Below are 14930 nucleotides of genomic sequence, written 5' to 3' on the forward strand. Positions count from 1 at the left end.
GGGGGGACCGAAGGGACCACCATAACGACGCTCGCCTGTCGGCTTCAAGAAGGGCGCCACCGGATTCTTCACCATCACGCGAATGTGAATTTGGGTTCACTGTACGCTGGGTATAAGGATGCTCGGCCGGGTGTTTACCTGCCTTTTGTACCACCTGAAGGCGCCCTCTCGACGAAATCCCCAGCAAACCCGGTCGTCGCACGGGTAATGTGCTTTGCAGACCGCCCGTTCTCTTTCGATCCCGAAAAAAGGAAGTATTCAGTGATGCGCTGGGCTACTGTTACTTGCGCAAAATACACCGACGCACATTTTCAAGGATTGAAATGAAAGCCACATTGCTTATGTTATCCGCCCTCTTCCTGCTCTATGGCTGCACCACGCCGCTCACCTCCGACATGTCTAGTCCGTCAATTGCCGACACCAAAACGGTGATGTTCGGCGGCAAGGCGTTCGTCCTGAAATTCCAAAAACCGGGCTTGTGGGAGTATTTCCCTGCCGAGGAAAGCATGGATGTCTGGAATGAAATGGTGGACTTTATCGTCGTGCCTCCCGAGATGAATCACATCAAACCCCTCGACCTCGCCAAACGCGCCATCCAGCTTCATCAACAAGAAAACCCGAATATGCCGGCAGTCCTGCTGACCGACAATAAAACCGGAATCGATTACGCGATGATGTTTCATCCCAATTCATTGCGTAAAGACGGGCAATTCTCGGAGATCAGCTATTTCAAGTATTACAAGGATGGCGCCTCCGGCCAGACCATCATCTTTCACTTCGCCCGGAATATTCCAAAACCGAGCAACCCCTCTGAAAGCGCAGCAGAGATAGGCCAGGAGATACCACCGCTAATGGAAGCATTCCCGCTTTATCGGCCGTAATGCCGCTAACCGGACTTGATTCGAATGGCTGAACAACCGCGGGCACTGCCACGGCGGATGCCACAGCAGGAAGCTGAAGAGGACCTACGAACCGTTCTGGCGCTAGTGAAGGCACAGGAATCGCGGCACCTATCAACTGCTGCTGTCGCAGCCACGACGACCAACTAGCAAGACGCTTTCCGCCCACTTCCCAGGCCCCGCGAATGAACTCAAGCGAGGGCCTAATCCCCTGGAACGCTTGCGTAAACAGCCCCTGGACTTGGGCCAAAATATACCGCCCACGAATCAGTGCCTCCCGTTTGCAACGAGTTTGCAGGGAGCGACGAATTTCTCTTTGGGGGAACAACGGGCGAATGACATCCGGCACCACGATTCGGAAGTAATAGACCGAGTGGCGGACAATAAAAGGTAGGACGGGATGGTCGACACGGATGTATCACTTCTTGTACCACCACGTGGCAAAGGGTGAAAAACCGTTAAGAATCAATCGCTTGAAAGATTGGAGGCAACCCCACCAGCCACACCCCGGCACACAATGTTCCCGCTGTGGCTGCTTCCTTCCGGATCTGACCAGGTTCACGGGTAATCGTTGCGGGGGGACCGATGGGGTCACCATAACGACGTTCGCCTGTCGGCGAGCCGCGCCATTGTACCTATCTGAGTCGAACTTACAACCGCTCGTTGCAGATTAAAAAATCCGATGAGCTTCAAGCACTTGGATGTGTTCCGGGATACAAGCGCCATCCAACCGCCGCTACCGCCGAAGCACGCCGGTTCACGGGGCAGGCGCCGCGCCGGATCAGGTACATCGCCCTGGCAAGCTCGCTCCTGCAGGACGGGGGATCATCCGTCCAGGGACAGCGCTTCTTCGGCGCGACCGCCTTCCTGCTGGATCACCAGGTGGATGAAGTGCAATTTGCCGATCACCGCCGGCGGCAGGATGAACGGATAGAAATCCGGCTGTCCCATGCTGCGGGACAGTTCATTGAGCATGCCCGCCAGTTCGATCCAGGCATTGACGAAGGCCAGGAACGCCGGACCGCCGGGATGCTGCGGGTCGTAAAGACTGCTCAGGGGAAACGGCTGGTAATCGAGATCGACGTCTCGGGCACTCATGCCAAAGCCCAGGGCCGTATCCACCGCGTCCATCATGTGCAGGTAGTGAGCCCAGGTTTCCGCCCAGTCTTCCCAGGGATGCATGGTGGCGTAGGCGCTGATGTGGCTTTGCTGCCAATCACTCGGTGCGCCTTGCTGATAGTGGCGCTCCAGGGCCTGGGCATAGCTGCCGCGCTCATCGCCGAACAGGCGGCGAAACGGCTGCAACCAGGGGCTGTCGGCAATCAGCCGATCCCAATAGTAGTGCCCCACTTCATGTCGGAAGTGCCCGAGCAGGGTGCGATAGGGCTCACGCATCTGCGTTCGCACCTGTTCGCGATGGGCATCGTCGGCCTCCTTGATATCCAGGGTGATCAGGCCACCGGCGTGCCCGGTCATGGGCGCCCTGCCCTGGAGATCGACACCGATAAAATCGAAGGCCAGGCCCCGCTCTTCATCGTCACTCTTGGGCAGCAGTTGCAGCCCCAGGGCAAGCAACTGCGCCACCAGGCGACGCTTGGCGATTTCCACCTTGCGCCAGCGCTCAGGGTTCTCGGGGACGGACAGGTCGGGAATGGTGCGATTCAAGCGGCAGGCGATGCACAGGCTGCCCGTCAGGTGCGCGGGCAGCAGCCAGTTACAGGCCGCCGCCGTATGCAGATTGGCGCAGCGCTTGAACGCGCCGGCCTCGGGCCTGGCATCGAGCACCCAGGTTTGCGCCACAGGTCCCGGCCGCAGGGAAGACAAGCTGCCCAATTGCGGCGCATAACCGAGCACGGCCGCACAGGCCAGGCATTGGCTGTTGCGAAAGAACAGCGACTGCCCGCAGCGACAGGCCCAGAGCTTGCCGCTGCGTGAACGATCACCGACAAAGGGCGCGGCGATGCGGGAACTGAGCTGCTCGAAGAAACGGTACATGGCGCATCCTCCGTGGGGCCTGCCAAGACTAGATCATCCTGGCTACCCCATCGTTCCCTCGGCCCGGCAGGAGCCCGCCGGCCGGTTTGCCATCACTGGCAGGTCGGCGGCCACGCATCACGCAGGGAGGGGGACGCCATGCTCACTGAGAAAGGCCACGAAGGCAGCTTCGTCCAGAACCTTGAGCCCCAGCTCATTGGCCTTGGCCAGCTTGGAGCCGGCGCCGGGTCCTGCCACCACGCAGTGGGTTTTCGCCGACACGGACCCTGCCACCTTGGCCCCCAGGCTTTCCAGCTTTTCCTTGGCCACATCGCGACTCATCAGCTCCAGCGAGCCGGTGAGCACCCAGGTCTTGCCAGCCAGGGGCAGGCCTTCGACCACTTTCTTCTCACTCAGCCAGTGCATGCCAAACGCCGTGAGCTGGTCTTCAATGGCCCGGGCCAATTGGGCATTGGCCGGGTTGTCGAAGAACTCGCGCACCGCCTTGGCCTGCTTCTCCGGCAGGGCCTGGCGCATGTCCAGCCAGTCCGCGTCGATCACGCCCTGCAGGGAGCCGAACTTGTCCGCCAGTTTCTGCGCGGCTCCTGGGCCCACCGAGGGGATATTGAGCTTGTCGAGCATGCCGCCCAGGGTGGTACTGGCGGCGAACTCGGCCCCGAGCTCGCCCTGATCCTGCAGTTGCAGGCCACATTGGTCCGCGGCCAGCAAGGCACCGATCACCTGGCGGTTATGGCTGTCCTGGAAAAAGCTGTGGATCTCGTGAGCCACCTCCAGCCCCACATCCGGCAGGTAGGTCAGGACCTGCGGCAAGGCCTGCTGGACACGCTCCAGGGTGCCCAGGGAGCGCGCCAGGACCTTGGCCGTTTCCTCGCCGACATCGGGAATGCCCAGGGCATAGATGAACCGTGCCAGGGCCGGACGCTTGCTGTCCTCGATGGCCTTGAGCAGCTTGTTGCTGGAGACTTCGGCGAAGCCTTCCAGGTCGATGATCTGTTCGTACTTGAGCTGGTAGAGATCCGCGGGCGAAGCAATGAGCTGTTCGTCCACCAGTTGCTCGATGGTCTTGTCCCCCAGGCCTTCGATGTCCATGGCGCGACGGGAGACAAAGTGAATGATCGCCTGCTTGAGCTGGGCGCCGCAGGCCAGGCGACCGACACAGCGATACACCGCGCCCTCGCTCACGGTTTCCCGCCCCTTGCTGCGCTTGACCAGTTGGGTGCGCTCGACATGTGAACCACAGACCGGACAGCTTTCGGGAATCTGCACCGGTCGGGCGTCCTGCGGACGGCGCTCGACGACCACCTGCACCACTTGCGGGATCACATCGCCGGCACGGCGGATGATCACCGTGTCGCCGATCATCAGCCCCAGCCGCGCCACTTCATCCATGTTGTGCAAGGTGGCGTTGGACACCGTCACGCCCGCCACTTTCACCGGCTTCAGACGGGCTACCGGGGTAACCGCACCGGTGCGACCGACCTGGAACTCCACATCCAGCAGCTCGGTCAGCTCTTCCATGGCCGGAAACTTGTGGGCAATGGCCCAGCGCGGCTCGCGGGCACGGAAGCCCAGCTCGCGCTGGGAGGCGATGCTGTTGACCTTGAACACCACGCCGTCGATTTCATAGGCCAGCGCGTTGCGGCGGTCGCCGATTTCACGGTAGTAATCCAGGCACTCGTCGATGCCCTTGGCCAGACGCAACTCGCGGCTGATGGGCAGCCCCCACTGCTTGAGCTGCTGCAGATTGCCGATGTGGGTGTCGGCGATGTCGGCGCTGACCTGGCCCAGACCGTAGCAGCAGAATTCCAGGGGCCGACTGGCGGTGATCTTCGAGTCCAGCTGACGCAGGCTGCCCGCAGCGGCGTTGCGCGGGTTGGCGAAGGTCTTGCCGCCCGAAGCCAGTTGCGCCTCGTTCAATCGCTCGAAGCCGGCCTTGGACATGAAGACCTCACCCCGCACTTCCAGGGTCGCCGGCCAACCGCTGCCTTGCAGCTTGAGCGGGATGTTGCGCACGGTACGCACGTTGACACTGATGTCTTCGCCCGTGGTGCCGTCGCCACGGGTGGCACCGCGCACCAGCACGCCGTCCTGGTACAACAGGCTCACCGCCAGGCCATCGAGCTTGGGCTCGCAGCTGTACTCCACTGCGGCGCCAGCACCGAACAGGTCGCCCGCCGGCAGGTCCAGCCCCTCGACGACCCGACGATCGAATTCGCGCATGTCGACTTCTTCGAAGGCGTTGCCCAGGCTGAGCATGGGGATCTCATGGCGTACCTGGGTGAAGGCCGAGAGCGCCGCACTGCCGACCCGCTGGGTTGGAGAGTCGCTGGTGACCAGCTCTGGATGCTCGGCCTCCAGGGCCTTGAGCTCGTGGTACAGGCGGTCGTACTCGGCGTCCGGAATGCTCGGTTCGTCCAGTACGTGGTAGCGGTAGTTGTGTTGATCCAGCTCGGCGCGCAGCTCAAGAATGCGGGTTTCAGCGGCGGTCATGGGGTTCTCTCATAAAGCAAAAGAGCAGCCTAGGCTGCTCGATCTGAAATGGGGGCGTGGGCCTCGCTGGCAAGCCAGCGCCTGTACAAGCCAGCTCCTGAGGAAGGAGCTGGCTGTTGAAGCTTAGCGCTTTTGGGTCAGGGCGCGACGCTCGAACTCGACGATGCGCTGACGGTAGTGCTCGATGGTCTGGGCAGTCAGAACGCTGCGCTGATCATCCTTGAGCTCGCCATTGAGCTCCTGGGACAGCTTGCGCGCCGCGGCCACCATTACATCGAACGCCTGTTTCGGGTGACGCGGGCCTGGCAAGCCGAGGAAGAAGCTCACTGCCGGGGTGCTGAAGTGGTCGATATCGTCCAGGTCGAACACCCCCGGCTTGACGGCGTTGGCCATGGAGAACAGCACTTCGCCGTTGCCGGCCATGCTTTCGTGACGGTGGAAAATATCCATCTCGCCAAACCGCAGGCCGCTTTCGAGGATGTTCTGCAGCAACGCCGGGCCCTTGAAACCGGCGGCATCACGGCAGATCACGCTGATCACCAGCACCTCTTCGGCTTGCGGCTGCTCTTTGTCGCCGTGACTGGCCGCCTTGTTGCCTTCCTCAGCCGGGAAGTCATCGTCGCGGCTGCTGAAGCTTGGGCCGTTGTCCAGGTCCAGATCCAGGTTGAGGTCGCCCTGGTGAGGCTCGCCGCCACGCTTGCCGCGCTTGGAAGACGAACTCTCCCGAGGCTCGCGGGCCGGCATGCTCACCGACGGCAGGTCATGCTCGTCCAGTTGTGGCTCTTTATGAGTATCCAGCACCCGGGGCGGACCCAGGAGTTCGGCACTGCCTTCGTCATCCGGCAGGTTGGACAGACTTCGATCAAGACGGAACTTCAACTTCCCCTTGCCGCCGCGCATACGCCGCCAGCCATCAAAAAGAATACCGGCGATAACAATAATGCCGATGACGATCAGCCACTCGCGCAGACCGATTTCCATGTAATCCCGTGCCTCTATGAAAAATGCTGAAAAATAAGGGGTTTACAATCTGCAAACCGCTTTAAAACGTGGCGCCAACTCTATGTTCTGAATGGCGTTTTGCCCACGCATAGGAAAAATTGACATTAAACTAGCACGACCAAAGGCAACTTTACACCGTCTGTCGCAACGGTTACGGCCAATATGCCGGCTGGTCAGGTTGGCAAAAGGGAAAATTCCCCGACTTGCCCCCAACTAGCGCCTCAGTCGCACGGACTCAAGCGTCCACCATCGCCATCGCCTCCTCGACATCCACGGCTACCAGGCGCGAACATCCGGGTTCGTGCATCGTCACACCCATTAACTGATCAGCCATTTCCATAGCGATCTTGTTGTGGGTGATATAGATGAACTGCACTGTCTGCGACATTTCTTTAACCAATCTTGCGTAGCGTCCAACGTTAGCGTCATCCAGCGGGGCGTCAACTTCGTCGAGCATGCAGAACGGCGCCGGATTCAACTTGAAGATGGCAAATACCAGGGCTAATGCAGTCAATGCCTTTTCGCCACCCGAGAGCAAATGAATGGTGCTGTTCTTCTTCCCCGGAGGACGAGCCATGATCGTTACCCCTGTATCGAGTAGATCTTCGCCCGTCAGTTCCAAATAAGCGCTGCCCCCACCGAAAACTTTTGGAAAGAGTGCCTGCAGACCGCCGTTGATCTGATCAAAGGTATCTTTGAAGCGATTACGGGTTTCCTTGTCGATCTTGCGGATCACGTTTTCCAGGGTTTCCAGGGCCTCCACCAGGTCAGCATCCTGGGCATCCAGGTAGCGCTTGCGCTCGGACTGCTGCTGGTATTCGTCGATGGCCGCGAGGTTGATCGCGCCCAGGCGCTGGATCCGCGCGGCAATACGCTCCAGTTCCTCTTCGGCGGCCTGTTCGCTGGCTTCCGCGGTCAGGGTCGCCAGCACGCCGTCGAGGTCATAGCCATCAGCCAGTAGCTGCTCCTGCAAGGTCTTGCGGCGCACGGTCAGGGCTTGCCACTCCATGCGCTGCCGTTCCAGCTGGCCGCGAATCAGCTGCGATTGCTGCTCGGCCTGGTTGCGGCGCTTCTCGGCGTCACGCAGCTCGCGGTCGGCATCTTCCAGGGCGATCTGCGCTGTCTTGAGTTCGACATCCACGGTCATGCGCTTTTCCAGCAGCTCTTCGAGCTTGAGACGCAACTCCTCCAGAGGCGCCTCCCCCTCCTCCAGATTGAGGCTGAGCTGCTCGCGCTTTTCGGTCAGGCGCTCGGATTGCAACTCCAGGCGCTCCAGGGCCTGACGAGTGGAGTCGTGCTGGGCCTTGAGGGAGCCCATGCGGACTGCCAGTTGATGAGCGTGATCCTTGTGCTGGCGCGCCTCCTGGCGCACCCGATCAAGGCGCTCGCGCAGGCTGTCGCGCTGGGCCAGCAGCAGCTCACGCTGCTCGGTATCCAGGGCCATGCTGTCGAGGGCTTCCTGCAACTGCAGGCGCGCTTCGCCGACCTGTTCGTGCTCCAGCTCACGCTGCTCGCCCAGCTCGACCAGCTCTTCATCAAGACGGGTGCGCCGTAGGTTCAGTTGTTCAGCCTTGGCTTTGCCGGCGGACAGCTTGGCTTTCAATTCACCCTGCTGGCGGGCTTCGTCCTGCAACAGGCGGCGCAGATGTTCACGACCGTTCTCCTGCTGACGCTGCTGGGCCCGCAGGTTGAGCAACTGGCTTTCCAGGGCCTCGACGCTGGCTTCGCGCTCATCGCGCTCCAGAGTCAGTTGCTGGATTTCCTGGCCCCGCGCCAACACGCCACTTTCCGCTTCGCTGGCGCGACGCACCCGCAAAAAATGCCGGCCAACCCAGTAGCCATCACGGCTGATCAGGCTCTGTCCGGCACTCAGTTGCCCACGCAAGGCCAGGGCCTGTTCCAGACTGTCCACCGGCTTGACCTGGCCCAGCCAGGGCGCCAGATCGACCTGGGATTCAACCTTGTCCAGCAGGCTGCCAGGCATGCGCGAAACATCCCCTTGCAGGCTCAGCAGACGCAGATCGCCCTGCTGAAAACCGGCCAGATCGATGCCGGAAAAATCGTCCACCAACACCGCTTGCAGATCGGCGCCTAGCACGGTTTCCACCGCCAGTTCCCAACCCGGTTCCACGTGCATGCCATCGGCCAGGCGCGGACGTTCGGCCAACTGCTGCTCGCGCAACCATTGCGCGGTACCGGTGCCCGGGTCGAGTGCCGCTTGCTGCAAGGCCTCCAGGGAAGCCAGGCGACCATTGAGCCGCTGCAGTTCACCCTGGGCCTGCTGCTGAGCCTGGGTGGCCTGCTGCAATTGCTGACGCAGCTGTTCCAGGCGCTCGACCTGTGACTCTTCGCTGGCCTGCAGGTCTTCCAGGGTCGCTTCGCTGGCGGCCAGTTGCTCGTTGAGTTCGAGAATCGCCGCATCTTCCGGGTCCGCCGAGAGCAGCTCACGCTCCTCGGCCAGACGCCGCTGACGCTCGGACAGGCGCTCCATGCTGCCTTCGAGCTGCTGGATGCGCGACTGCTGCACTTCGGCCTGGCGTCGCGGCTCGGCGGAACTCAGGTTGAAGGCGTCCCACTGCTCCTGCCAGCCGTGCATGGTGGTTTCGGCTTCTTCCAGGGTCGCGGCCGCCTCCTCGGCCGCGGCGGCGGTGACTTCCTGCTCGGGTTCGAGCATGGCCAGCTCTTCCCCCAGGGTCGCCAGCAAGGTGCGATCGTGGCCCAGGTGGGACTCAGTCTCCAGGCGCGCGCGCTCGGCTTCCTTGAGGTCGTCCTGCAACTGCCGCAGACGCTGCTGCCCATGCTGGATGCTCTGCTCGACCCGGGCGATATCGCCGCCCACCGAATAGAAGCGCCCCTGCACCAGATTGAAGCGTTCGGACAGTTCGTGATGCCCATCGCGAAAGCGCTCAATGGCGGCATCGGCGTTGCGCTGCTCGGCCACCAGCGCCTCGAAGCTGACTTCCTGGCTGCCGATCACCGACTCACGCTGGCCCACCTGCTCATTCAATGCCTGCCAGCGCAGGGCCGACAGCTGCGCCTTGAGCTGACGCTCCTCGGCCTTGTATTCCTGATACTTCTCGGCGGCCTGGGCCTGGCGATGCAAGCGTTCGAGCTGGCGCTCCAGCTCTTCGCGCAGGTCGGTCAGACGGGCGAGGTTCTCGTGGGTGCGGCGGATGCGGTTTTCCGTTTCGCGCCGACGCTCCTTGTACTTGGAGATGCCTGCGGCTTCTTCGATGAAGTTGCGCAGGTCCTCGGGCTTGGCCTCGATCAGCTTGGAGATCATGCCCTGCTCGATGATCGAGTAGCTGCGCGGCCCCAGGCCGGTGCCAAGGAAGATATCGGTGATGTCCCGACGGCGGCACTTGGCGCCGTTGAGGAAATAGCTGTTCTGGCTGTCGCGGGTCACCTTGCGGCGGATGGAGATTTCCGCATAGGCCGCGTACTCCCCCACCAGGGTGCCGTCGGAGTTGTCGAACACCAGTTCGATGCTGGCCTGGCTCACCGGCTTGCGGCTGGTGGAGCCGTTGAAGATGACGTCGGTCATCGACTCGCCGCGCAAGTTCTTCGCCGAACTCTCGCCCATCACCCAGCGCACGGCGTCGATGATGTTCGACTTGCCGCAGCCATTGGGCCCGACCACCGCCGCCATGTTACTGGGGAAGTTCACCGTGGTCGGATCGACGAAGGACTTGAATCCCGCCAGCTTGATGCACTTGAGTCGCACGTTTACGCATCCGCCAACGCAGACACCACCAGATCGCTGCTGCGCTGGGCGTAGGCCGTCAACACCTGGCGGATCTCCGGCAGATCACGAGCCAGTACCGCAGCCAGCAACTGTTCGAACAGCGCCAGGTACTCGCTCATCGAAGCCTTGCGCTGCTCCAGTGCCAGGTAATAGGCCCGGCTCATCGCCGGCTGCAGGTTCTCGACGGTCTCCTGCAGGTACGGGTTGTTGGCAAAGGGATAGGCCGCCCGCATCACGCTGAAACTGTCTTCGACGAAGGCGCGGATGTCCTGGCGCTCGTAGGCACTCTCCAGACGCTGCTGGATCTGCAGGAACGGCGCCATGTCGCTCTGCTGCACCCAGCCGCTGGCCACGGAATTGCCCAGCAGGATGTACAGCTCGCTCATCAGGGTGCACAGGCTGCGGACCTTGTGCTCGGTGAGCTCGGTCACATGCGCGCCGCGACGCGGCAGGATGGCGATCAGATGGCGACGCTCAAGAATCAGCAAGGCCTCGCGGACCGAACCACGGCTGACATTGAGGGCCAAGGTGACCTTCTGTTCCTGGATACGCTCCCCAGGCTTGAGATCCCCGCGAATGATACGTTCGGCGAGGTGGTGAGCAATCTGCTCGGCGAGGCTGTCCGGCGCCTTGAACGTCATGGTTTTCCTTCAAAATCTTTAAACGGCACAAGCGGCGAAGTGTAGCGCAATTGCTACATCATCGCGGAGTGCCTCGACAGGGGAATTTGGCATGAAACAAGCAGAAGGATGCCAATCAAGGGGTTTCTCGAATGCCGTTCATACTTGGAATGTTGAGCACGGAAAATTCCTGACCTGAAAGTCAGAAAATCGTTGACCGAAAAGTCAGACATGACTAAATTCGGCTCAGTTCGCTTAACAACAATAAAGAGTCTGCGAGGCCTTCCGTGATCCAGTTTTTATTCAACCAGGAACTCCGTAGCGAGCACGCCCTGGACCCGAACCTCACCGTGCTCAACTACCTGCGCGAGCACCTGGGCAAATCCGGCACCAAGGAAGGCTGCGCCAGCGGCGACTGCGGCGCCTGCACCGTGGTGGTGGGCGAGTTGCAGACGGATGCGCAAGGCCGCGAAAGCATCCGCTATCGCAGCCTCAACTCGTGCCTGACCTTCGTCTCCTCCCTGCACGGCAAGCAACTGATCAGCGTCGAGGGCCTCAAGCACCAGGGGCAACTGCACAGCGTGCAGCAGGCCATGGTCGACTGCCACGGCTCGCAATGCGGCTTCTGCACCCCGGGCTTCGTCATGTCGCTGTTCGCCCTGCAAAAAAACAGCAGCCAGCCCGACACCCACAAGGCCCATGAAGCCCTGGCCGGCAACCTGTGCCGCTGCACCGGCTACCGGCCGATCCTCGCTGCCGCCGAGCAGGCCTGCTGCGGCGGGCAGAGCGATCAGTTCGACGCGCGCCAGGCCGAGACCATCAGCCGCCTCAAGGCCATCGCCCCCAAGGACACCGGCGAGCTCAACAGCGGCGACAAGCGCTGCCTGGTGCCGTTGACCGTAGCCGACCTGGCCGACCTCTACGACGCCTATCCACAAGCGCGGTTGCTGGCCGGCGGCACCGACCTGGCCCTGGAAGTGACCCAGTTCCACCGCACCCTGCCGGTGATGATCTACGTCGGCAACATTGCCGAGATGAAGCGCATCGAACGCTTTGACGATCGTCTGGAAATCGGCGCCGCCACCGCCCTCACCGACTGCTACGACGCCTTGTGTGCCGAATACCCGGACTTCGGCGAATTGCTGCAACGCTTCGCCTCGCTGCAGATTCGCAACCAGGGCACCCTGGGCGGCAACATCGGCAACGCCTCGCCCATCGGCGACTCGCCGCCGCTGCTGATTGCCCTCGGCGCGCAGATCGTTCTGTGCAAGGGCGAAGTGCGGCGCACCCTGGCCCTGGAAGACTATTTCATCGACTACCGGGTCACCGCCCGCCAGGAAAGCGAATTCATTGAGAAGATCATCGTGCCCCGGGCCAGCGCCGAGCGACTGTTCCGCGCCTACAAGGTGTCCAAGCGCCTGGACGATGATATTTCCGCGGTCTGCGCCGCCTTCAACCTGCGCATCGACAACGGCGTGGTCAGCGATGCGCGCATCGCCTTCGGCGGCATGGCGGCCATTCCCAAGCGCGCCCGTAGCTGTGAAGCGGCGCTGCTGGGCGCGCCCTGGAACCAGACCACGGTCGAACGCGCCTGTGCCGCGCTGGCGCAGGATTTCACACCGCTTTCGGACTTTCGCGCGAGCAAGGAATACCGCCTGTTGAGCGCACAGAACCTGCTGCGCAAATACTTCATCGAACTGCAAACACCGCACATCGAAACCCGGGTGACCGCTCATGTCTAATCATCACAAGGTCGAGAAGACTCAAGCCGAACTGACCGCCCTGTTTCAACAGGACCTGAGCACCGGCGTCGGCCGCAGCGTCAAGCACGACAGTGCCGACAAGCACGTGTCCGGTGAGGCCGTGTACATCGATGACCGCCTGGAATTCCCCAATCAGTTGCACGTCTACGCGCGGCTGTCTGACCGGGCTCACGCCAAGGTCATCAGCATCGACACCGGCCCCTGCTACGCCTTCGAGGGCGTGCGCATCGCCATAACCCACGAAGACATTCCCGGCCTCAAGGACATCGGCCCGCTGCTGCCCGGCGACCCGCTGCTGGCCATCGATACCGTGCAGTTCGTCGGTCAGCCGGTGCTGGCGGTTGCCGCCCGTGACCTGGAAACCGCGCGCAAGGCGGCCATGGCCGCGATCATCGAGTACGAGGATCTGGAGCCGGTACTGGATGTGGTGGAAGCCCTGCGCAAGCGCCACTTCGTGCTGGACAGCCACACCCATCAGCGCGGCGACTCGGCCGGCGCCCTGGCCAGCGCCGAACACCGTATCCAGGGCACCCTGCATATCGGCGGCCAGGAGCATTTCTACCTGGAAACCCAGATTTCCTCAGTAATGCCCACCGAGGACGGCGGCATGATCGTCTACTGCTCGACCCAGAACCCCACCGAAGTACAGAAGCTGGTGGCGGAAGTGCTCGACGTGTCGATGAACAAGATCGTGGTCGACATGCGTCGCATGGGCGGCGGTTTCGGTGGCAAGGAAACCCAGGCCGCCAGCCCCGCCTGCCTGTGCGCGGTGATCGCCCGCCTCACCGGCCAGCCGACCAAGATGCGCCTGCCGCGGGTCGAAGACATGCTGATGACCGGCAAGCGCCACCCCTTCTACATCGAATACGACGTGGGCTTCGACAGCCACGGGCGCCTGCACGGCATCCAGCTGGAACTGGCCGGCAACTGCGGCTGCTCGCCGGACCTCTCGGCGTCCATCGTCGACCGGGCGATGTTTCACGCCGACAACGCCTACTACCTGGGCGACGCCACCATCAACGGCCATCGCTGCAAGACCAACACCGCGTCAAACACCGCCTACCGCGGCTTCGGCGGCCCGCAAGGCATGGTCGCCATCGAGGAAGTGATGGACGCCATCGCCCGCCACCTGCACCTGGACCCGCTGGCGGTGCGCAAGGCCAACTACTACGGCAAGACCGAGCGCAACGTCACCCACTACTACCAGACCGTCGAGCACAACATGCTCGAGGAAATGACCGCCGAACTGGAAGCCAGCAGCCAGTACGCGGAACGCCGCGAAGCCATCCGCCTGTACAACGCCAATAGCCCGGTCCTGAAAAAGGGCCTGGCGCTGACCCCGGTGAAGTTCGGCATCTCCTTCACCGCCAGCTTCCTCAACCAGGCCGGAGCGCTGATCCACGTCTACACCGACGGCAGCATCCACCTGAACCACGGCGGCACGGAAATGGGCCAGGGCCTGAACACCAAGGTGGCGCAAGTGGTGGCCGAGGTGTTCCAGGTGGACATCGGGCGGGTACAGATCACCGCCACCAACACCGACAAGGTGCCCAACACCTCGCCCACCGCCGCGTCCAGTGGCGCCGACCTCAACGGCAAGGCCGCGCAGAATGCCGCGCAGACCATCAAGAACCGCCTGGTGGAATTCGCCGCGCGCAAGTATCAGGTCAGCGAGGAAGACGTGGAGTTCCACAACGGCCACGTGCGGGTTCGCGAGCAAATCCTGACCTTCGAGGAACTGATCCAGCAGGCCTATTTCGCCCAGGTGTCGCTGTCCAGCACCGGCTTCTACAAGACCCCGAAGATCTACTACGACCGCGCCCAGGCCCGGGGCCGGCCGTTCTACTACTACGCCTTCGGCGCCGCCTGTGCCGAAGTGATCGTCGATACCCTGACCGGCGAGTACAAGATGCTGCGCACCGACATCCTGCATGACGTCGGCGCCTCGCTGAACCCGGCCATCGACATCGGCCAGGTCGAGGGCGGCTACATCCAGGGCATGGGCTGGCTGACCACCGAGGAGCTGGTGTGGAACACCAAGGGCAAGCTGATGACCTGCGGCCCGGCCAGCTACAAGATCCCGGCGGTGGCGGACATGCCTGCGGACCTGCGGGTCAAGCTGGTGGAAAACCGCAAGAACCCGGAAGACACGGTGTTCCACTCCAAGGCCGTGGGCGAACCGCCGTTCATGCTCGGCATTGCCGCCTGGTGCGCGATCAAGGACGCGGTGGCCAGCCTCGGCGACTACCGTCACCAGCCCCAGATCGATGCACCGGCGACTCCCGAGCGGGTGTTGTGGGGCTGCGAGCAGATGCTCCGCTTGCAGGTGAGCAGGGGCACGGATCAGCACGTCGAGCTGGCACCGCTGTAACGGCCGCCGCGGGCCGGCCCGCTCCTGCAACAGCCGTGGGAGCGG

The 14930-nt window shown here is 62.4% G+C and carries 9 protein-coding genes and 1 other RNA gene; 3 read left to right on the forward strand and 7 right to left on the reverse strand.

Annotation, left to right across the window (positions count from 1 at the left end):
* The first annotated feature begins 323 nt into the window (after positions 1-323).
* On the forward strand, positions 324-881 hold the full coding sequence (locus ACMGG8_RS25020; RefSeq protein ID WP_414158631.1) for a hypothetical protein: 558 nt from the start codon (positions 324-326) through the stop codon (positions 879-881).
* Here ACMGG8_RS25020 and ACMGG8_RS25025 read toward each other — a convergent pair.
* The 7 genes from ACMGG8_RS25025 to ACMGG8_RS25055 all read right to left on the reverse strand — a co-directional run bounded on the left by ACMGG8_RS25025 (position 766) and on the right by ACMGG8_RS25055 (position 10772).
* On the reverse strand, positions 766-1251 hold the full coding sequence (locus ACMGG8_RS25025) for a DUF6538 domain-containing protein (RefSeq protein WP_414158632.1): 486 nt from the start codon (positions 1249-1251) through the stop codon (positions 766-768). The genes ACMGG8_RS25020 and ACMGG8_RS25025 overlap by 116 nt on opposite strands.
* Before the next feature lie 139 nt (positions 1252-1390).
* Positions 1391-1487: signal recognition particle sRNA small type (ffs, locus tag ACMGG8_RS25030), an RNA gene on the reverse strand.
* A gap of 237 nt (positions 1488-1724) precedes the next feature.
* Positions 1725-2894, reverse strand: coding sequence for a putative zinc-binding metallopeptidase (locus ACMGG8_RS25035; RefSeq protein WP_414158633.1), 1170 nt, complete (start codon positions 2892-2894; stop codon positions 1725-1727).
* Between the two features lie 117 nt (positions 2895-3011).
* A complete protein-coding gene (gene ligA, locus ACMGG8_RS25040; protein WP_060838313.1) occupies positions 3012-5384 on the reverse strand; it encodes an NAD-dependent DNA ligase LigA in 2373 nt (790 codons plus the stop codon).
* Between the two features lie 123 nt (positions 5385-5507).
* Positions 5508-6365, reverse strand: coding sequence for a cell division protein ZipA (gene zipA, locus ACMGG8_RS25045; protein ID WP_060838312.1), 858 nt, complete (start codon positions 6363-6365; stop codon positions 5508-5510).
* Between the two features lie 256 nt (positions 6366-6621).
* A complete protein-coding gene (gene smc, locus ACMGG8_RS25050; RefSeq protein ID WP_414158634.1) occupies positions 6622-10110 on the reverse strand; it encodes a chromosome segregation protein SMC in 3489 nt (1162 codons plus the stop codon).
* A gap of 2 nt (positions 10111-10112) precedes the next feature.
* Positions 10113-10772: a GntR family transcriptional regulator gene (locus ACMGG8_RS25055; protein WP_060838310.1), complete on the reverse strand. Its 660-nt coding sequence runs from the start codon at positions 10770-10772 to the stop codon at positions 10113-10115.
* A 266-nt stretch (positions 10773-11038) separates the two neighbouring features.
* Between ACMGG8_RS25055 and xdhA the strand changes: the two genes are divergently transcribed.
* Together xdhA and xdhB are read left to right on the forward strand one after the other, a co-directional pair.
* Positions 11039-12493 (forward strand): xanthine dehydrogenase small subunit, encoded by a 1455-nt coding sequence (xdhA, locus tag ACMGG8_RS25060; protein ID WP_235758661.1) that lies wholly within the window; start codon positions 11039-11041, stop codon positions 12491-12493.
* Complete coding sequence (gene xdhB, locus ACMGG8_RS25065; RefSeq protein ID WP_414158635.1) at positions 12486-14885, forward strand: xanthine dehydrogenase molybdopterin binding subunit; 2400 nt, start codon at positions 12486-12488, stop codon at positions 14883-14885. The genes xdhA and xdhB overlap by 8 nt, the downstream gene beginning before the upstream one ends.
* The last annotated feature ends 45 nt before the right edge of the window (positions 14886-14930 follow it).

The sequence above is a fragment of the Pseudomonas sp. BNK-45 genome, from assembly GCF_047456255.1.
Taxonomy (GTDB): Bacteria; Pseudomonadota; Gammaproteobacteria; order Pseudomonadales; family Pseudomonadaceae; genus Aquipseudomonas.

Excerpts from the sequence above, each read along its gene's own strand:
- ACMGG8_RS25020 (WP_414158631.1), top strand. The coding sequence starts at position 324 with ATGAAAGCCACATTGCTTATGTTATCCGCCCTCTTCCTGCTCTATGGC.
- ACMGG8_RS25035 (WP_414158633.1), bottom strand. The coding sequence starts at position 2,894 with ATGTACCGTTTCTTCGAGCAGCTCAGTTCCCGCATCGCCGCGCCCTTT.
- ligA (WP_060838313.1), bottom strand. The coding sequence starts at position 5,384 with ATGACCGCCGCTGAAACCCGCATTCTTGAGCTGCGCGCCGAGCTGGAT.
- zipA (WP_060838312.1), bottom strand. The coding sequence starts at position 6,365 with ATGGAAATCGGTCTGCGCGAGTGGCTGATCGTCATCGGCATTATTGTT.
- ACMGG8_RS25055 (WP_060838310.1), bottom strand. The coding sequence starts at position 10,772 with ATGACGTTCAAGGCGCCGGACAGCCTCGCCGAGCAGATTGCTCACCAC.
- xdhB (WP_414158635.1), top strand. The coding sequence starts at position 12,486 with ATGTCTAATCATCACAAGGTCGAGAAGACTCAAGCCGAACTGACCGCC.